An 18624-nucleotide genomic window follows, 5' to 3' on the forward strand; every position below is an offset into this window, starting at 1 on the left:
CATATTTATGCATAATAATACACTAAAAACAGAGACTATCATGAAGAGAATTGTGCTATGCCTAGCCGTATTTTTACTGTCTGTAAGTTGCTTATTCGCCAAAGACTCAGATGCCAAATTGAATGTAATGTCTTATAATATCCGGTATGACAATCCGGAAGATGGAAATAACCAATGGAAATTTCGCCGGGACTTTGCGGGAAATCTTGTTAAATTCCACGATGTGGATATTTTGGGCGCACAGGAAGTTTTGCATAATCAGCTAATGGATTTGACAGAACGTTTACCGGAGTTTGCGTATGTTGGTGTCGGACGTGAAGATGGAAAGACAAAAGGGGAGTATGCCCCGATATTTTATCGTAAAGATCGTTTTTCTGTTATCAAAAGCGGTAATTTCTGGTTGGCAGAAGATATAAATGCCGTTGGAAAGAAAGGTTGGGATGCTGCGTGTGAGCGTGTTGCTACCTGGGCTATCTTGTCAGATAAAGAAACCGGAAAGAAATTCTTTTTTCTGAATACGCATCTGGATCATATGGGAAAAGTTGCACGGCATGAAGGGGCTTCTTTGGTATTGGAGCAAGCCGCAAAATTGTCGGAAAATTTGCCAATTATAGTAACCGGCGATTTTAATGCTGTTCCCTCAGATGAACCTGTCCGGGTATTGACGAATGTGAGTGATCCCCGGCATCTGACACATACACGTGCAGTTGCAGAATTTAAGTATGGTCCGGAATGGACTTTCCATAACTTTGGTAAGATTCCTTATGATAAACGGGAATGGATCGATTATATTTTTGTAAAAGGTAATATCAAGGTATTACGCCATGGGGTACTTACCGAGACATTAAACCAACTATTTCCTTCGGATCATTGCCCTATAATTAGCGTGTTGGAAATTCAATAAGTCTGTTATGAATAAAGAGAGCGATGTGTTACGAGAAATAACCCCACTTTCAACCGAAGATTGTTTTTTAATAATGCAACGGTTGAAACAGGGATTCAAGTATCCGCTTCATATACATCCGGAGTTTGAACTTAACTATCTGGAGAATGCTTCAGGAGCTATTCGGATAGTGGGTGACTCTATTGAAGAAATGGACGACCTTGACTTGGTTTTGATTGCAGGTAATACAAAGCATGCTTATTCAAATCATAATTGTTTTTGTAAGGATATTTTCGAGATAACTATCCAGTTCCATCACTCTTTATTTGATAGCCTGATTAATAAGAGGCATTTTAAAACAATAAAAGATATGTTTGAAAAAGCTTCTCAAGGTCTGATTTTTAGTAAGAAAATGATACAGCTTATTCAGCCGGAGCTGAAAATGTTGTCGAATGACGAACGCCCTGATTCTTTTCATAATCTACTAAAATTAATAGATATTTTAAAGACGCTTTCTCTGGATTCCGAGGCTCGCCGATTGAATGCAGTGAATAAAGTTAAAAATTATAATAAGAGCGACAATGACAGGCTGGAAGGGCTGATGCTTTATTTGCACGAAAATTACTATCAGCAAATTCTATTATCAGATGCTGCTTCGTTAATAAATATGAGTGAAGCTTCTCTTAACCGATTCTTGAAAAAGTGGACAGGAAAGACTTTTATAGATAACTTAAATGATATTCGCATAGCCGAGGCTGCTTGTCGTTTAATAGATACAAGTGATTCTATTTCTGAGATATGCTATAAGTCTGGCTTTAATAATCTGTCTAACTTTAATAGAATATTTAAAAGCCGTAAGGGGAATACTCCGACAGAATACAGAGAGAAATATGCACGCACACGTTTCAGAATTTAAAACAGGATTTTATAGAAATTTACATTGATATATGTCAAGAGTTGACAAAATAATATCATTTATTGTTTGAATAGTATTTGGTAGGTTCCTTTAAACCTACTACTTTTGTAAAGTTCAAGTGAAAGAGATTAGCACTTAAACTCAAACCTTGACCTAAACGCCAAAACCTATTATAATGAACACAAAAGGTATTTTTACATTGGTCTAAAGAATTGAGAATTAAAAACACAACTAGAAAAGGGCTACCTGTGAAGGGCGCCCTTTTCGCTTTTTGTACGGTTCAATACTTATAGACAATGCATTAAAGTGATACTTTATTCCTTTTGTTTTGCCAGATTTGTGTTTGAATATACGACAATAAAAGATATTTGTTTACATTTGCTATGAATATTAATTAATATAAGAGTAATAATTATGGAAAATAATAAACAAACCAACGAAATACAGGTTGAACTTTCTGAAGAAATGGCTCAGGGAACATACGCCAATCTTGCTATTATATCCCATTCGTCATCAGAGTTTATATTGGACTTTATCCGTGTTGTACCGGGTGCTCCGAAGGCGCAGGTAAAAAGTCGCGTGATTCTGACTCCCGATAATGCGAAGCGATTGCTTTTTGCATTGCAGGACAATCTGGCTAAATTCGAAGATCAGCAAAAAGGAGATAAGACTGCTCAATTTGATGATTTTGTTCCTCCGATGGGTGGAATGAAAGGCGAAGCTTAATAGCTTAACGTTTTCTTGTGTTGCAGGGTAAACATATTTGAAACTTGTATTTGCCGGAATTTGGGTAGGCAACTAAATCTCCCCGGATGCTATTGAAAAATCATATCGATGTTTTTAGAAAATGATCCCGATGTTTTTAGAAAAACATCGGGATCATTTTGAAACGTATAGTAATGGCCCTATTGCGGAAGAAAATATTAAATTGTGCTGTTGTCAAAAAATAAGCACCTTCTTTTTATAATCCGGCTAATATTTTCTTTAAAACAGTTTCGGCCGATATTTCGCGGTTGGCTGCTTCCGGTATCACAATGCTTTGAGGACTTTCAATAACATCGTCAGTTACAATCATATTTCGGCGAACAGGCAGACAATGCATAAAATAGGCATTGTTTGTAAGTGCCATCTTCTCTGCATCGACCGTCCAGCTACGATCCATATTGATAACCTTTCCGTAGTTCGGATCATTGTAAGCTGACCAATTCTTAGCATAAATGAAATCCGCACCTTCAAATGCTTTTCTTTGGTCATATTCTACATGGGCATTGCCTACAAACTTGGAATTTAATTCGTAGCCTTCCGGGTGAGTTATTACAAACTCGTAGTCGGTTGCATTCATCCATTCTGCAAAACTGTTGGGTACGGCTTGCGGTAATGGTTTTGGATGAGGTGCCCATGTCATTACTACTTTCGGACGGGCTGTCTTTTTATATTCTTCTATTGTAATCAGATCAGCGAAACTTTGTAACGGATGGCGTGTCGCAGCTTCCATACTGAATACAGGACGGCCGGAGTATTGGACGAACTGATTCAATATCTTTTCATTGTAGTCGTCTTCTTTGCTTTCGAAACGGGCAAAAGAACGAACTCCTATGATGTCGCAATAGCATCCCATTACAGGTATAGCTTCTAATAAATGTTCCGGCTTGTCTCCGTCCATTATGACTCCGCGTTCGGTCTCTAATTTCCAGGCTCCCTGGTTTACATCCAGCACCATAGTGTTCATTCCTAAATTCATGGCAGCCTTTTGAGTACTCAATCGGGTACGTAAACTGGAGTTAAAGAATATCATTAACAGAGTTTTATTCTTTCCTAATTCTGTAAATTGGAAACGGTCTTTCTTTATTTCGAAAGCTTCGTTAAGCGCCTGCTTCAGATCGCCTAAATCCTGTACGCAAGTAAAGTTTCTCATTCTTTCTTATTTTATTGTAAGCCACAAATGTAACGATTTTTACCTAAACCAAAATAGATGGGAACCATTAGAATAAAATATCCACTTCCATATTGCTGATCCACTCTACCGGCCGGCCTGCAACTTTATTGCAGCTAACTGCAAATTTCAGAGGCAAAATAATTCCTAATGGAATACGTAACCAAGCCGGCATATTGAAATTATGCATTCCTATCAGTGATCCTAACTGAATGCCTAAAGACGGAGCAACAAGAAAACGTGTTTCCGCATTTCTGCGGTCCACACCCATTTCCATATAACCGTAAAGACCAAGGAAGCGTTTGGGAGAAACAAAAATATCCATATCATAATTCACACCGGCTTTTACGTTCCAGTTTTTGATAGTGTAAGAATCAGACGGAGCATGCATATAATAGCCGGATATTGTAGGTGATAGCCATTGAGCAATATCGCCGGCTTTCATTTGCATACTTTTACCATCTCCGAACTTATGCCAGTTAATCATACTGACATTTAAGCGTCCTCCGTAAGTCATTACGCCGCTGCTATTACCATGAATAGGTTTGCCTATTAAAAACATAAAGGAGTTTGCCACTCGCGAACGGATGAAATTGCGCGTGAAAGGTTCCTGCACAATAAGCTGTAGTTCTTCTTTATGCGTAGCGGCTTCTGCTTCAAGCGGTACATCGTCCAGGTTTGTACCGAATGGAATGGGAAATTCTTTAACTACAGGGAAACGGGCATATATAAATTGAGGCAGATCATCATGGTGTTCGGGTAATTCGTTGATAATGTCGTTTTCATTTCCATTCAGCGCATTATAATATCCTTTCCATACTTCTGTGATAGATTCGCATGTGGCAGTTACTGCTTGATAAAATACACGGGTTTCGCGTTCATAGCTATCACCTTTATCCAGTGTATACGGCCGTTTTTGAGTAACGCGGATATTCCGGTAGTCGTTAGCGTCTTTATATTCTTCCATGTTTTGGTTAAGGCGTTTGTCTCCGTAGGCAGACCAGCTTTCACCTTTCAGGTTGGCTGTTTGTACGGGAATTGTATTATAAAAGTCGTGCAAACTTTTATTGTTGCAAACAGCGGATGCCGAGAAGCCACGCCGTACCATTTGATGTCCCGAAGCAAAAGAATCCTGCAGAAAATGTTCGGCGAATGCCTCATAAAGAGTTGCATAGAACATCAGGTTGCTAGCCATTTCTTTATCTCCTTTGCGCATTTCTTTGCCGGCCTCTTGTGCCAGATGGATTGCAAAAATGTGAATGCAGAAATATTTACTCATGGAAGGCAGACTGTTTAGTTTGCCGAATACCTCATTAACCTCTGAAGGATGCAGCAGACGGCGGATCAGGTTTACATCGATCATTTTCAGGTGATCGTTCAATCCTTTTCCGTAAGCGTAGAAATGGGAAAGGTCCTTGATTGCCAAAATGCCATAAGCCAGGTTGATGTCTAGCAATTCTTTGCTTGATGCTCCGGTCAGGAATTCATTCATAGCTTTATTCTCCAGAGCCAATGTACGGTTTGTCTTTGAGAAATGAGTTTGTAGTCCTGTTTCCAGTAATAAAGGATTTTCTACGTGGTCGCCGGCCAAACCGCATAATGTTCCGTAAGTAACGATATTGGGCAATTGAGTAAGTTCATTCATTGCATAAGCGTTAGACTGGGGCATGTGTGACATATTTAATAATGTTAGCATAGCACTGTCTGCCGTTGCTTCATCGGGAAATATCCCGTTTTCTACAAGATACCGGGGCATAAGTGACATAGCACGGTCTCCGATTTTACGATGTTCTGCATAGTCCCAGGCAAAAGCCGAAAGTGCCAATGCGATATTTCCCAGTATGAGAAATCCGCGACGGAGGTGTGATTTCATTTTTTGTTTCATGTCAGTTCATATTTTATGAGTTGTGAATTATCTGAATAATCCAAGCGCAAGTTTTACACTGAGAGCTTGATATTTGAATTTATCGAAACTAAGAAAAAGCGCGACATTGAATAAGTCGCTACCTATCCCATAACCTGATTTGCTGTAATTATGTAACACCGGTGTCCATAGCTGACTCAGGTAAAGACGTTCAGATTATGAAAAACACCTCCGAAATGGTCTCCCCAAGGCTCCGGAAAATAATGTTTAGCAAAATAACGAAAATCGGCGAAATAAGTGTTGTGCTGGTTAAAAAATAGTCTGCCGCTTAAATTATAACTTAACCGCTCTGATAGTCCTGGCTTTATGCTTTGGTGCAAACCCGCTTCGAATCTCCAGTAATTACCCGAACCTGCTGATGGTATGTTACTCCATTGCTTCCGAATGCTAATTGAAAAGGATTGATACCCTATATATAAAGATAGAACAAATGTATGATTATTTCGTTTGATTTACAATTAGAGTATGACGAAATGGAAGGTATTGGTTTTGGGTCATTCCCGTGACTTGCTTGAATTTCTTTGCTATGTAATGGCTTTAGCCTGGTTTTAGTTACCGTCCGCTTCAGCGGACGGCTTAAAGAAGGTTCTCTTTGTAGGCTTTAGCCTAAGTTCGGTTGCCGTCTACTTTAGTGGACGGATTAAAGGATGTACATTCCTGTTGGCTTTAGCCAAATTTCTTTCCGGTTGGGCTAAAGCCCTTGAAAGGGGAGAATCTACAGCTTCCATCGGTTGAAACCGACGGCAATTGAAACCAGGCTAAAGCCATATTCTATCCATTGATCAGATATCCTGTGCTTGTGCCTGCTTTTGAGCTTGACAAGCTTGTTTTCAATATGTCTGTTTTCGGTTACCTCTCTCTGGTTATCTTTTTTCAGTTATCTCTCTTCGAGATGGCTTTAGCCTAAGTTCGGTTGCCGTCTACTTTAGTGGACGGATTAAGGGATGTACATTCCTGTTGGCTTTAGCCAAATTTCTTTCCGGTTGGGCTAAAGCCCTTGAAAGGGGAGAATCTACTGCCTCCGTCGGTTGAAACCGACGGCAATTGAAACCGGGCTAAAGCCATTTCTATCCATTAATCAGATATCCCGGACACAGCGAACATAGGTGCCGCTGCCGCCCGTGTAGCCCCAATAGTTACCGCCATTGCCGAAGTGCAGTAGGCAGCGAATGCCGGTACCGCCATACCAGACCGAACTACTCCAGTAGTAGAAGCTGATGAACGCAGCGCAGCCGTTGTTTTGCAATGTAGCTCTATTATCATATATTCCCTTTAACTCGATATAAGTAGGAACACGCCAACCTGTACCTAATCCTTTACAATAATCAATAGCTGCCTGATAATTAGAAACATCACTGCCACGTCCAGTCTTTTCAACCTCTATGGAATACTCCTTAGTGACTGTAAATGTAGAAGAATTTCCATTCCTATCAGAACTCGTTGTACCGGAAGAAACGCCGCCATCGTAATTGAATGGAGGGTAATTAGTTGAACTTCCTGTCCAAGTTTTATAAGTATCGGCCAAGGCCTGGTTGATAGTGACCACAGGCAAGTTATCCCGCACACAGCGGACATAGAGGTCGTAGCCCGCGTTGTTGTCACTGAAATTGCCATTGTTGAAGTACAATATGCAGCGTCCGAGGTCATCGCCATTGTAGACCGAACTACTCCGGTACCACTGGCTGAGGAATGCAGCGAAGCCGGATACGGATTCTAATGCCGCCTTATTCTGATACATAGCGAATAACTCTATTATTGTAGGAATACGCCAACCTGTACCTAATCCTTTACAATAATCAGTAGCAGGCTGATGAGTAGAAGCACTGCCACGTTCAGTCTTCTCGACCTCGAAAGAATAAGGCGTACTTATAGTAGCGGTAGAAGAAACGCCCATATAATCGGAACCCGTTGTGGAAGAAATGCCACCATCGTAATTGAATGGAGGGTAAGCTGTAAGGTCAGACTGAGCTGACTTATAAGCCGTAGCCAACGGTTGATTAACCGATATCCATACAGAAGCCACGCTGTGCCATATCCGGGGATCGTCATTCTTGTAATATAGGTTGCCACTACTATTCGTTACATAGTTTCTAATAAATTCAAGTGAATTGTTTACGTTTACCGTCAGCGTGTAGTTTGTGTGTCGGCGTAGCGAGAAGTCGCTTACATCGCTGCTTTTGCCCATAAAGACGTCGAAGTGGCATGTGTAGGCATCGTCTGTTGCGAGGGTTTTGCTTCCTGTCAGCGTTACCCTCGCAGCATCGGGTGCTTTCAGTCTGTTTCTTTCGGTGGCGTTAGTGGCCGAGTAGCCGGATTGTATGTTTTCTCCTACATACCAGGTTACGGTGTTAGCATTTACGGAGGTGGAGTTCTCCACTCCTGCGGTGTTAGTGTTGTTTCCTGTTCCGTCGTAGTTGTTTTTTGTTCCGAAGCACTTTTTTCCTGCGTTTACGAGTTGGATTCCTGTGCGCGGTATGTTTCCTCCGCCTTGTGAGCTGTAGGGTATGGAGAAGGTTTGATTCACTACCGTTACTTTCGCCAGCGTGCGGTAGAGTTGTACGGTCATTATTGGATCCGACAAGTTCACCGTTGCCGTTCCGGCGTAGGGTACGTCTGCATCCGAACTGATCGTGTTCGTCATCACCAGCGCTTGAAAGGCGGCATAGTTTCCTGTGAAGTTCGCAAAGCTTCCTGTTCCTCCCGTGCTGGCGTAGTTGTTTATTGCCGCATTGTCGTTTGCTACAATCACCAGTCGGCAACTTGTTGCTGCCGGGTCTGCCACGTTGGTAAAGGTTACTGCTTTGTCTGTGTTTGCCGTCATGGTTCCGATGTTGGTTCTGCCGTTGAATGTTCCGTCACTTTTAAAAAGGAGGGCGTAGACGTTCTTCAGCGTTGTTGGCGCTTTGGTGGAAGGCATATCCGCAGAACAACTGTCAGTATCACTCGATACCAGTTCGTAGTAGAAGCCAGCTTGCGCGGCTTCGCTTTCCGGGGCTGCTTCTCGGATCAGCGCTCTCGTCTCCGGTATGGCTTCTACGCCGGTTTTGAGCGTAAGTGTCAGGGTGTGTCCTGCTGTGGGGTCTTTTTCCGGTTCGTCGTCGTCGTTGCATGCGGTCAATGCAGGCAGCATTGCCAGCATTATCAGGAAACCGGTCGTAAGGTAGCGGGTTTTGATCGCTTTTGTTTGTTCCATAACTTTGAATTTAAAGAGTTAATATTAGGTTGAAAATTGAGAAATCCGTTCTGTAGAGGCTCTGTAGGTGTACGGAGGCTCCGCCGGTGCGTTGGTGATACTTTTGTAGGTGTACGGAGGTTTTCCGTGTGGTACGGACACACGTTTTGGGCAGGCTGCAAGGGCAGCCTGCTATGTTTTGATTGTTTTTTACGTGAAAAAGGTGGGTGGAGGAAAGGTTACGTTTTTTTTGCAAAATATCCTTCTTCATGAAGAAGGACTGCGGAACATACATGTTCCGCAGATATATGTCTTATACAAGGAATGTATTTCATCTTGTTTATGAGATGTTGCGGGGGCAAAGATAGGGATTTCTTGTGCGGTAAGGAAAAATATCTGCGTAAATCTGCGCTTGTTTACGGAATACAGTCTCGGGCTTTTGCCTGTGATCTCTTTGAACTGCCGGAAGAAGGAAGTGCGTGAATAAAAACGGCTCATCGCGTTCTGTTCATCTGTAGAAACACTCTTTTTTCTATCCTGGGCCTGGCTGGAGATACGAACGATTTGGTATCTATAATGAACGAATTGGAACGTTATTCTCTTACTTGTCCTTCTCCTTCGATTATGTATTTGTATGTAGTGAGTTCGGGCAATGCCATTGGACCCCGGGCATGCAGCTTTTGTGTGCTGATACCTATTTCGGCACCGAAGCCGAATTGTGCACCGTCGGTAAAGGCTGTAGATACGTTTGCATACACACAGGCGGCGTCTACCATTTGCTGGAATTTGCGGATGGCTTCGCCTGATTCGCTGACAATGCTTTCGCTGTGCTTCGAACTGTAGCGTGAGATATGTTGCAAGGCTTCGTCAAACGTGTTTACGGTGCGGATGCTCATTTTGTAGTCCAGAAATTCTGTTCCGAAACTGTCGGGGGTGGCAGGCCGGAGTAATTCGGACGGGTATTGGTTGCAGAGTGCGGCATAGGCAGGTTTGTCGGCATAAATTATCACCCGGCTGTTTTGCAGCTTGCTGCAAATGTAGGGTAGATCGGACAGGCGGTCGTGGTGGATAATGAGGCAGTCTAATGCGTTGCACACACTTACGCGACGTGTCTTTGCATTGTTCACAATGGCCTGGCCTTTCTCTTTATCTCCGTCTTTATCGAAATAAGTATGACAGATTCCTGCACCGGTTTCAATTACCGGAACACGGGCATTATCACGTACAAAGTTGATAAGCGAACTGCTTCCGCGCGGAATGATCAAATCTACCAGCCCGATTGCATTTAATAGTTCGGCTGTCGATTCCCTGCCAGGGGGAAGCAGTGTACAGACTGCCGGATTTATAGTATGGCGCTCAAGTACGCGGTGTATAATCCCGACTAAAGCTCTGTTTGAACAGTCTGCATCCGATCCTCCTTTCAATACACAGGTATTACCGCTTTTGAAGCAGAGCGAAAACACATCGAAAGTAACATTCGGCCGGGCTTCATAAATTACGCCTATTACGCCGAAAGGTACGGTTATTTTCCGTATCACCATTCCGTTGGGACGGGTTGCTTCATCCAGTGTTTTGCCCAGCGGGGTGGACAGGGTGGCTACGTTACGCATATCTCCGGCAATTCCTTCCAGTCGATCGGGGGTGAGTTTCAGCCGGTCGTATTTCGGATTGGCCGGATCCATTCGCGACAGATCTTTGGCATTCTCTGCCAATACGTATGACTGGCAGTTTAATAATTCTTGTGCCGTGTCTTGCAAAATCCGGTTGATCTTGTTATCACTTAACGTCAGTAATGAACGCGATCCGTTTACTGCTTGTTCCAATGTCTTTATTATACTCATACTTTTATGCCTGGTCTAAATATAAATAATCGTAATGTATCAGCGGTTTCAAATCGCGGTGCCCGATAAGCCGGGTAGCTTCCCTGCTATCATAGCCGGCACAGCCTACGCCTAATTGTATACCTTCTTCGTTGATTATTTTTACGATGTCGTCTTTTTCAAATTCTCCTTTTATATGTGTTACGCCAACCAACAGGATACTGGTTGCCTTCGGGTCGAGAAGTGCTTCCTCGGCACCTTTGTTGATATGGATTTCTCCTTTGGCAAAGCCTTCGGAATGGGCGATCCATTTCTTTACGCTGCTTACGGGTTTGGGCGAAGGAAGAAAGCGTGTGCAAACCGTATCGCTTCCTTTAGCCAATAATTCCAGTAGGATATTGTTTTTCTTGCCGTTGGCAATGATAACGGTGATGCCTTCGTCGGCTACCTTGCGGGCGATATTGCATTTGGTTAACATACCGCCGCGTCCGAATGAAGATTTGCTTGTTTGTACATATTCGGACAAGTCCTGTCTGCCGTTGTCTATTGTCCGGATTACCTCGGATGCCGGGTCTTGCGGGTTGCCGTTGTATATACCGTCTATATTACTTAATATGATGAGTGCATCCATGCCCATCATGGTGGCGATGAGGCCGGACAGTTCGTCGTTGTCGGTAAACATCAGTTCCGTAACGGAGATGGTATCGTTTTCGTTTACAATGGGAATTACTTTGTTTTCCAACATTACTTCCATGCAGTGCTTCTGGTTGAGATAGTGCGTACGGCTACCAAAGTTCTCCTTGGTGGTCAATACTTGTCCGCAAGCTATTTTGTGTTCGCGGAACAGTTCGAAGTACCGGTTTATTAATTTTGCCTGGCCTACGGCAGAGTAAAGTTGGCGGGCAGATACGTGATCCAGCTTTTTGTTTGGCTTCACTTCGCTTCGTCCCGAAGCTACGGCTCCGGATGATATTAGGATTACTTCTACACCATGCTGATGAAGCTCTGCAACCTGATCTGCTAGTGCTGACATACGGGTGACATCCAGCGATCCGTCTTTGCGCGTGAGTACGTTGCTTCCGATTTTGATTGCTATTCTTGTAAACTGATATGCCATATTTGTGATACTTTAGTTTACAAATATAGATACTATAATCGAAAAGGAAGTCAATATGGCTGTAGAATTAACATTTTGGTATTTGAATGAGTTTGAAGGTGTGTCAAAAATCGGAATTAAGGAACGCAGACGGAGCACAGAGAAACGCAGACCCTATTGATTATTAATAAAATCAGTCTGCGTTTTTCTGTGTGTTCTGCGTTATCTGCGTCCGGTGGACACAACCTCATTTATTTTCTTGTTTGTGTACGACGCTGCATTTCGTGTTTTAGCATACGAAGCTCGCGGCTTGTTTGCCCCGCTACGGATGTGTTTTCTTCTGCCCGTCGTATCAGATAAGGAAGTACATCCCGAACGGGAGCGTACGGAACATATTTGGTAACATTAAATCCCTCGTGGGCAAGGTTGAATGAAATGTTATCACTCATTCCCAGCAATTGGGCAAAGAAGATTCTGGAGTCGTTGTGCGGGATTCCTTTTTCATCCATCAGCTTAGCCAGCTTATAATTGCTTTCTTCGTTGTGGGTTCCCATAAACATTTCGAAACGATCCAGATGATCCATTACGAAAGCTACTCCGGCATCATAGTTTTCATCAGTAGCCTGTTTGTCTTTGCAGATGGGGTCGGGATAACCCAATGCTGCGGCGCGGGCACGTTCTTCTTCCATGTAGGCGCCTCTTACAAACTTGACTCCTGCGATATAGCCTTTTTCTATTGTGTCATCGTATATGCGGCGCAGGTACGGCATGCGGTCATGACGGTACATTTGCAATGTGGCAAAGACGATGGCGCGTTTCTTGTTGAACCGGCGCATGGCATCGTCTGTCAATTCGTCGATGGCGTCCTGAAAGCAATAGTCTTCGGCATCCACAAGAATACGGACATCGTTATCGTAAGCGCGTTGGCAAAGAGCCATGAAACGTTCGCGGAATTCCCTGAATTGTTTTACTTCTTCGATAGTCAGCTCACTGCGTTTTTCGGAAGCTTTGCAAAGTAGTTCGTCGGTTGTTATGGTTGAAGGCTTAAACACGGCGTAAGCCAGATTGGGATTTCCTTTTGCGTAGTCTATAGATCTTAAAGTCTCTTCAAACGTGGCGCGGATGCCTTCAGGGGTTTGTTCGCCTTCGGCGGAGAAGTCGAGCGTCGATTTAACGTTGAACTTCGTTAAATGGTTGATTACCCCGGCACAATCCTGCAAAGTTTCGCCTCCTACGAATTGCTTGTAAAGTGTAGGCTTTACAGCCCATGCCAAAGGAAAATGAATCTTGATGGCAATCGAGCTTCCTATCTTTGCGCACTTTACCAGCCACGGATGTTTTATGGTGTTAAAAAGAAGGTAAGCATTCTTTAGTTCGCCCTGTGATTTAGCCGAGAAAGCAATCTCGGTGTTATTAAAATCCAACATAGTATTCGATTTGTGAAGTTGATTTATCAGGTTGTCCGGAATTAATTATTTTTCTCCCAAGAATGGATATTTATAGTCTGTTGGTGGAACAAGCGCTTCCTTGATAGTCCGCGGATTTGTCCATCGGATCAGGTTCAACGGACCACCTGCCTTGTCGTTCGTTCCCGAAGCTCTTGAACCTCCGAATGGCTGTTGGGCAATAACAGCACCGGTAGGCTTGTCGTTGATATAGAAGTTACCGGCGGCATAGCGGAGTTTGTTGAATGCAACGTCTATCGCATAACGGTCGCGGGCAAAGATAGAGCCTGTTAAAGCATATGGAGAAGTGCGGTCGCACAATTCGAGTGTTTCTTCATATTTGGCATCATCGTAAACGTATACCGTAATAACCGGGCCGAATATTTCTTCCACCATTGATTTGAACATAGGGTCGGTGGTTTGGATAACAGTAGGTTCCACAAAGTAACCTTTTGACTTGTCTCCATGTCCGCCGAAGATTACTTCCGCGTCGGGCGATTGCTTGGCGTAGTTGATGTAGCTCATAATATTGTCGAATGATGCTTCATCTATCACTGCGTTTATAAAGTTGGAAAAGTCTTGTACGTCTCCCATCTTGATTTCTTTCAGCATTTCGCCTACCTGTTCTTTTATTTCTTTCCAGAGTGAAGCCGGTATATAAGCGCGTGAGCCGGCAGAACATTTTTGTCCCTGATATTCGAATGCACCGCGTACAATGGCTGTTGCAACATCAGCTGTAGGAGCGGATGGGTGCACGAATATGAAATTCTTTCCACCTGTTTCTCCTACGATTTTCGGATAAGATTTATAGGTGCCAAGGTTTTCTCCCATCTGTCTCCAAAGGGTGTTGAAGGTGGAAGTCGAACCTGTAAAATGGAAACCTGCCAGATCACGGCTGGTTGTAACGACCTTGCCGATTACGCTTCCCTGGCCGGGGATAAAGTTGACAACACCGTCGGGTAAGCCTGCTTCCCGGAATATTTTCATCAACAGGTAATTGGAATGGATAGCGCTGGTAGATGGCTTCCATACGCAAACATTTCCCATCATGGCAGGAGCCAGGTTTAAGTTGGATGCTATAGAGGTGAAGTTGAAAGGCGTAAGCGAGAATACAAAACCTTCGAGGGCGCGATACTCCATCCGGTTCAATATACCGGTCTCGGAATAAGGCTGATCAGCATAAAGCTGGCTTGCATAGAATGTACTGAAACGCAGGAAATCAATTAGTTCGCAAGGGGCATCAATTTCTGCCTGCATCGGATTTTTGCTCTGGCCTAACATTACGGACGCATTTACCAGATAGCGGTATTTAGTGGAAATCAATTCAGCAACACGAAGCATAACGGATGCGCGTTCCACCCAAGGCAATTCCGACCAGTCTTTATGTGCTTTCATGGCGGCGTCAATTGCCATTTGCACTTCTTTTTCGCCGGCTTTGTGGTAAGTTGCCAGTACATGGTGATGATCGTGCGGCATGACCACTTTTCCGGTATTTCCTGTACGGATTTCTTTTCCTCCTATCACCAGGGGAATATCCCATTCTTCGGAACTAAGTTGTGCGAGGGTTTGTTTTAATACTTTCTTTTCGGCAGAACCGGGAGCATAGGCTTTCACTGGCTCGTTAATTGGCTTCGGGAAGCTGAAAATTGCGTTATCCATTGTAATTCAGATTTTATATAAGGTTAAATACATAATGTTATATGTTTGTAAACTTACGGAATATTATGAGAAAATAGACAGTATTATAGTTAAAATATTTTTAAAGGATGGGTAAGTGTTGACAAAGTGTCGCAACATTCCGGTATATGGGATTGTTATTATTACAAGTTAATCATCTTAAAGGAAAGAATTATGGCGATAAGTAGAGTTTGGATAGAAGACGGCTGTATAGCCTGTGGCAACTGCGAGTCGGTTTGCCCTGAAGTATTTACTGTATCAGATCACTCAGAAGTAAGAGAAGGTGTTGTTTTTGCCGACTTTGAAGCAGGCATCAAGCAAGCTGCCGATGAGTGTCCGGTTGAAGTAATTAAATTCGAATAACAAACCGGAATTTGTTTTTCATCGCTTCCGAATATATTCCTAACGCGGGGCAAACGCAACTTAGTTGTAGTTTGCCCCGGTTCATTCTAGCACTTCTTACATGACCGGGTTCAACTCAACAGTTAATCCCAAAGCTGAGGCGATACGGTAGAAGGTAGATACCTTCGGTTCCGTTCTGCCGGTCTCAACACGGGAAATGTAAGATTTATTTGTCCCGATCCTCTCTGCAAGTTCCGCCTGTGTCATGTTGGCCTTCTTTCGGGCTTCCTCTATAATTTGTCCTGTAAAGAAAGCGTGAGCCTTATCCTCAGCGGCTCTACGCTCCGGAGTTCCTTCTTTGCCAAATGCTACGTCTAATTGTGCATCGACATCAAACATCTTTAGTTCTTTTTCGCTCATAATATTCTTCCTTTAGTTTTAATGCTTTATCTATTTCTTTATCAGGTGTTTTCTGGGTTTTCTTCTGAAAGCCATTGAACAATATCACTATTTGTCCCTCGTCAAAGCAAAAGAAAATCCGGTAGATATTACTCTGCCACTCTATCCTAAGTTTAAACAAACCGTCTCGTATGGATTTTACATACTTGGCCGGTAATCGGTCTTGAGTCTTTAGCATAAGCAAACCATACAGAACCTTTTCTTGTGTTCCCTTATCGAGAGTATTGAAAAAATCTTTGTAGTAGTTCTCATATGCTATTATCTGTCTTTTCATGTAGCAAAGATCTGGAAAGTTTATCAATTGAGCAACCTTTAAGGCTATATTTCGTGAAATCAAATCAGCCTTTCCTAAGCCCTTATTTCTTTGTAGACGGTCAATTTGTAGTGAGAAGTATTTTCTTACCTTGATTTATTTTTGTTCTGCGGACTTTTTAATCGTTTGATACTATACTTTTATTCTTTTGACCAGGGGCAAAATTAATTACTACCTAGCTAAAAATTAATTTTTACCTAGGTAGAAATCAATTTTTGCCTTGCTGAAAAGATTATTTATTCCTGTACTTTTTATTAGAAAGTGCTGTATTTCTTCTTACCTTTGGTGCATCTTAATCATAATAAAAAACTACATCAGATGAATGAGCAGATACGACAAATTGCAGAACGTCTGGCCGGGTTGCGTGATGCATTGGAGATTACGCCTGAAGAACTTGCCAGAGTATGCAACATCACCACGGATGAATATCTTTTGCTTGAAAGCGGTACGGTGGATATTTCGGTAAGTGTACTCCATCAGATATCTCAGGCTTATGGTGTTGAGCTGACTACACTAATGTTTGGAGACGAACCGAAGATGAGTGCTTACTTTGTTACCCGTAGAGGAAAAGGTATAGCTGTAGAGCGTACCAAAGCCTATAAATACCAATCACTGGCGGCTGGTTTTGCCGGACGAAAGGCCGATCCTTTTTTGGTGACTGTTCATCCTAAGCCGGATGAAGAGCCTGTTTATCTGAACTCGCATCCAGGACAGGAATATAATCTTGTATTGAGCGGACGTATGCTTTTGCAGATAAATAATAAAGAATTGATACTGGAAGAAGGAGACAGTATCTACTTTAACTCTGAGTTGCCTCATGGAATGAAGGCTCTGGATGGAGAAAAAGTAAGTTTTTTGGCGATCATTTTATAAATTAAGACTTGGGAAGCTAAGGAATCGGAATCCTTGTCTTCGATTATCAATTAAGAGAATATGTTAGAAAGATTCATAGACCAAACGACTTTCACGTCGCAAGAGGACTTTAAGAAAAACTTCAGGATAAAAGTGCCTGAGAACTTTAATTTCGGCTATGATGTAGTAGATGCATGGGCTGCCGAAGAACCGGATAAGAAAGCGCTTTGCTGGACGAATGACCACGGAGAGCATATTGATTTTACTTTTGCCGATCTGAAAAAATATACCGATCAGACAGCATCATATTTCCAGTCTTTAGGTATAGGGCACGGAGATATGGTGATGCTTATATTGAAACGCAGATATGAATTTTGGTTCAGTATCATAGCATTGCATAAGTTGGGGGCAGTCGTTATTCCTGCTACTCACTTATTGACGAAGAAAGATATCGTATATCGTGCCAATGCGGCTGATATAAAGATGATAGTTTGTGCCGGAGAAGAGCCTATACTTTCCCATATAAAAGATTCGCTTGCCGATTCACCGTCTATTAAGACTGTTGTTTCTGTAGGCCCTGAACTGGGAAGTTTTGATGACTTTCATGAAGGTATAAGAAATGCTGCTCCATTTGTACGTCCGGCACGTGCGAATAGTAATGACGATATTTCGCTGATGTATTTTACTTCAGGTACAACAGGCAACCCGAAAATGGTGGCTCACGACTTTACTTATCCTTTGGGACATATCGTTACGGGTAGCTTTTGGCACAACCTGCATAAAGACAGTTTGCACCTTACGATTGCCGATACCGGTTGGGGAAAAGCAGTTTGGGGTAAACTATATGGCCAATGGATTGCCGGTGCTACGGTATTTGTGTACGACCATGAAAAGTTTACACCGGCCGATATGTTGCAGATGATTCAGGATTACCGTATTACTTCATTGTGTGCCCCGCCTACTATTTTCCGTTTCCTTATACGTGAAGATATTAGCAAGTATGATCTTTCTTCGCTGCAGTATTGTACGATAGCCGGCGAAGCGTTGAATCCTGCCGTGTACGATACATTTTATAAGCTTACGGGTATTAAGCTGATGGAAGGTTTTGGCCAGACGGAAACGACTCTGACGGTTGCTACATTCCCATGGATGGAACCAAAGCCAGGATCGATGGGGGTTCCAAATCCTCAATATGATGTAGACCTTTTGCGCCCGGACGGGACAAAAGCAGAAGACGGAGAACAGGGACAAATCGTAATCCATACAGTTAATGGTAAGCCTATTGGTTTGTTTAAAGAATATTATCGGGATGCAGAACGTACGCATGAAGCCTGGCATGATGGGTTATATTACACAGGTGATGTTGCCTGGCGTGATGAAGACGGATATCTGTGGTTTGTTGGCCGTGCCGATGATGTGATTAAAAGTTCCGGCTATCGTATCGGCCCGTTTGAAGTGGAAAGTGCGTTGATGACACATCCGGCAGTTGTAGAGTGCGCCATTACCGGTGTACCCGATGAAATACGCGGACAAGTGGTAAAAGCCACAATTGTATTGGCTAAAGATTATAAGTCGAAAGCCGGCGAAGCTCTGGTAAAGGAACTTCAGGAACACGTTAAAAAGGTTACCGCTCCTTATAAATATCCTCGTGTTGTTGAATTTGTAGACGAACTGCCTAAAACAATCAGCGGTAAGATACGCAGGGTAGAAATCAGAGATAAGGATAATAAGTAGATTTGCTATAAAGAATATATAAAGAAAGCCGGAGTTTTTATAAAAAACTCCGGCTTAT

At 42.8% G+C, this 18624-nt stretch carries 16 protein-coding genes; 6 read left to right on the forward strand and 10 right to left on the reverse strand.

What is annotated here, in order from left to right; all coding sequences use genetic code 11:
• The first annotated feature begins 40 nt into the window (after positions 1 to 40).
• From ACYIB7_RS02980 to ACYIB7_RS02990, 3 genes are all read left to right on the forward strand, one after another.
• Positions 41 to 904, forward strand: coding sequence for an endonuclease/exonuclease/phosphatase family protein (locus tag ACYIB7_RS02980; protein WP_103984083.1), 864 nt, complete (start codon positions 41 to 43; stop codon positions 902 to 904).
• A gap of 7 nt (positions 905 to 911) precedes the next feature.
• Complete coding sequence (locus tag ACYIB7_RS02985) at positions 912 to 1799, forward strand: AraC family transcriptional regulator (protein ID WP_103984082.1); 888 nt, start codon at positions 912 to 914, stop codon at positions 1797 to 1799.
• Between the two features lie 414 nt (positions 1800 to 2213).
• A complete protein-coding gene (locus ACYIB7_RS02990) occupies positions 2214 to 2525 on the forward strand; it encodes a DUF3467 domain-containing protein (protein ID WP_103984081.1) in 312 nt (103 codons plus the stop codon).
• Between the two features lie 235 nt (positions 2526 to 2760).
• Here the strand turns inward: ACYIB7_RS02990 and ACYIB7_RS02995 are convergent, their stop codons facing one another.
• The 8 genes from ACYIB7_RS02995 to pruA all read right to left on the reverse strand — a co-directional run bounded on the left by ACYIB7_RS02995 (position 2761) and on the right by pruA (position 14848).
• Entirely contained in the window at positions 2761 to 3714 is a 954-nt protein-coding gene (locus tag ACYIB7_RS02995; RefSeq protein ID WP_103984080.1) for an N-acetylornithine carbamoyltransferase, read from the reverse strand.
• A 67-nt stretch (positions 3715 to 3781) separates the two neighbouring features.
• Positions 3782 to 5617 (reverse strand): hypothetical protein, encoded by a 1836-nt coding sequence (locus tag ACYIB7_RS03000; RefSeq protein WP_103984079.1) that lies wholly within the window; start codon positions 5615 to 5617, stop codon positions 3782 to 3784.
• A 176-nt stretch (positions 5618 to 5793) separates the two neighbouring features.
• Positions 5794 to 6108 (reverse strand): DUF5686 family protein, encoded by a 315-nt coding sequence (locus ACYIB7_RS03005; RefSeq protein WP_480338440.1) that lies wholly within the window; start codon positions 6106 to 6108, stop codon positions 5794 to 5796.
• Between the two features lie 626 nt (positions 6109 to 6734).
• Positions 6735 to 8849, reverse strand: a complete 2115-nt coding sequence (locus tag ACYIB7_RS03010) for an Lcl domain-containing protein (protein WP_480338045.1) — start codon at positions 8847 to 8849, stop codon at positions 6735 to 6737.
• A gap of 572 nt (positions 8850 to 9421) precedes the next feature.
• A complete protein-coding gene (locus ACYIB7_RS03015) occupies positions 9422 to 10669 on the reverse strand; it encodes a glutamate-5-semialdehyde dehydrogenase (protein WP_480338046.1) in 1248 nt (415 codons plus the stop codon).
• Between the two features lie 4 nt (positions 10670 to 10673).
• Complete coding sequence (gene proB, locus ACYIB7_RS03020; RefSeq protein ID WP_480338047.1) at positions 10674 to 11765, reverse strand: glutamate 5-kinase; 1092 nt, start codon at positions 11763 to 11765, stop codon at positions 10674 to 10676.
• A gap of 230 nt (positions 11766 to 11995) precedes the next feature.
• On the reverse strand, positions 11996 to 13171 hold the full coding sequence (locus ACYIB7_RS03025; RefSeq protein WP_103984033.1) for a proline dehydrogenase family protein: 1176 nt from the start codon (positions 13169 to 13171) through the stop codon (positions 11996 to 11998).
• A 45-nt stretch (positions 13172 to 13216) separates the two neighbouring features.
• Positions 13217 to 14848, reverse strand: coding sequence for an L-glutamate gamma-semialdehyde dehydrogenase (gene pruA, locus ACYIB7_RS03030; protein ID WP_480338048.1), 1632 nt, complete (start codon positions 14846 to 14848; stop codon positions 13217 to 13219).
• Between the two features lie 192 nt (positions 14849 to 15040).
• Between pruA and ACYIB7_RS03035 the strand changes: the two genes are divergently transcribed.
• The gene (locus tag ACYIB7_RS03035) at positions 15041 to 15229 is read left to right on the forward strand and encodes a ferredoxin (protein ID WP_099463468.1); all 189 of its coding nucleotides are present in this window, start codon (positions 15041 to 15043) and stop codon (positions 15227 to 15229) included.
• Between the two features lie 96 nt (positions 15230 to 15325).
• Here the strand turns inward: ACYIB7_RS03035 and ACYIB7_RS03040 are convergent, their stop codons facing one another.
• Positions 15326 to 15628 carry a helix-turn-helix domain-containing protein gene (locus ACYIB7_RS03040; RefSeq protein WP_103984035.1) on the reverse strand — a complete coding sequence of 101 codons (303 nt, stop codon included), beginning with the start codon at positions 15626 to 15628 and terminating at the stop codon, positions 15326 to 15328.
• Positions 15600 to 15941, reverse strand: a complete 342-nt coding sequence (locus ACYIB7_RS03045; protein ID WP_480338049.1) for a type II toxin-antitoxin system RelE/ParE family toxin — start codon at positions 15939 to 15941, stop codon at positions 15600 to 15602. The genes ACYIB7_RS03040 and ACYIB7_RS03045 overlap by 29 nt, the downstream gene beginning before the upstream one ends.
• Positions 15942 to 16298: 357 nt before the next feature.
• On the opposite strand from ACYIB7_RS03045, the gene ACYIB7_RS03050 reads away from it, so the two are divergent.
• Positions 16299 to 16853, forward strand: a complete 555-nt coding sequence (locus ACYIB7_RS03050; protein WP_103984036.1) for a helix-turn-helix domain-containing protein — start codon at positions 16299 to 16301, stop codon at positions 16851 to 16853.
• 60 nt (positions 16854 to 16913) lie between these two features.
• On the forward strand, positions 16914 to 18566 hold the full coding sequence (locus ACYIB7_RS03055) for an AMP-binding protein (protein WP_099463464.1): 1653 nt from the start codon (positions 16914 to 16916) through the stop codon (positions 18564 to 18566).
• The last annotated feature ends 58 nt before the right edge of the window (positions 18567 to 18624 follow it).

The sequence above is a fragment of the Parabacteroides sp. KHUB-03 genome (assembly GCF_056640975.1).

What these genes read in the sequence shown, in the direction of transcription:
- ACYIB7_RS03015 (WP_480338046.1), bottom strand. Translation starts at nt 10,669, where the DNA reads ATGAGTATAATAAAGACATTGGAACAAGCAGTAAACGGATCGCGTTCA.
- ACYIB7_RS03025 (WP_103984033.1), bottom strand. Translation starts at nt 13,171, where the DNA reads ATGTTGGATTTTAATAACACCGAGATTGCTTTCTCGGCTAAATCACAG.
- ACYIB7_RS03055 (WP_099463464.1), top strand. Translation starts at nt 16,914, where the DNA reads ATGTTAGAAAGATTCATAGACCAAACGACTTTCACGTCGCAAGAGGAC.
- ACYIB7_RS03045 (WP_480338049.1), bottom strand. Translation starts at nt 15,941, where the DNA reads ATGAAAAGACAGATAATAGCATATGAGAACTACTACAAAGATTTTTTC.
- ACYIB7_RS03000 (WP_103984079.1), bottom strand. Translation starts at nt 5,617, where the DNA reads ATGAAACAAAAAATGAAATCACACCTCCGTCGCGGATTTCTCATACTG.
- ACYIB7_RS03040 (WP_103984035.1), bottom strand. Translation starts at nt 15,628, where the DNA reads ATGAGCGAAAAAGAACTAAAGATGTTTGATGTCGATGCACAATTAGAC.
- proB (WP_480338047.1), bottom strand. Translation starts at nt 11,765, where the DNA reads ATGGCATATCAGTTTACAAGAATAGCAATCAAAATCGGAAGCAACGTA.
- ACYIB7_RS03035 (WP_099463468.1), top strand. Translation starts at nt 15,041, where the DNA reads ATGGCGATAAGTAGAGTTTGGATAGAAGACGGCTGTATAGCCTGTGGC.
- ACYIB7_RS02980 (WP_103984083.1), top strand. Translation starts at nt 41, where the DNA reads ATGAAGAGAATTGTGCTATGCCTAGCCGTATTTTTACTGTCTGTAAGT.
- ACYIB7_RS02990 (WP_103984081.1), top strand. Translation starts at nt 2,214, where the DNA reads ATGGAAAATAATAAACAAACCAACGAAATACAGGTTGAACTTTCTGAA.
- ACYIB7_RS03010 (WP_480338045.1), bottom strand. Translation starts at nt 8,849, where the DNA reads ATGGAACAAACAAAAGCGATCAAAACCCGCTACCTTACGACCGGTTTC.
- ACYIB7_RS02985 (WP_103984082.1), top strand. Translation starts at nt 912, where the DNA reads ATGAATAAAGAGAGCGATGTGTTACGAGAAATAACCCCACTTTCAACC.
- ACYIB7_RS02995 (WP_103984080.1), bottom strand. Translation starts at nt 3,714, where the DNA reads ATGAGAAACTTTACTTGCGTACAGGATTTAGGCGATCTGAAGCAGGCG.
- pruA (WP_480338048.1), bottom strand. Translation starts at nt 14,848, where the DNA reads ATGGATAACGCAATTTTCAGCTTCCCGAAGCCAATTAACGAGCCAGTG.
- ACYIB7_RS03050 (WP_103984036.1), top strand. Translation starts at nt 16,299, where the DNA reads ATGAATGAGCAGATACGACAAATTGCAGAACGTCTGGCCGGGTTGCGT.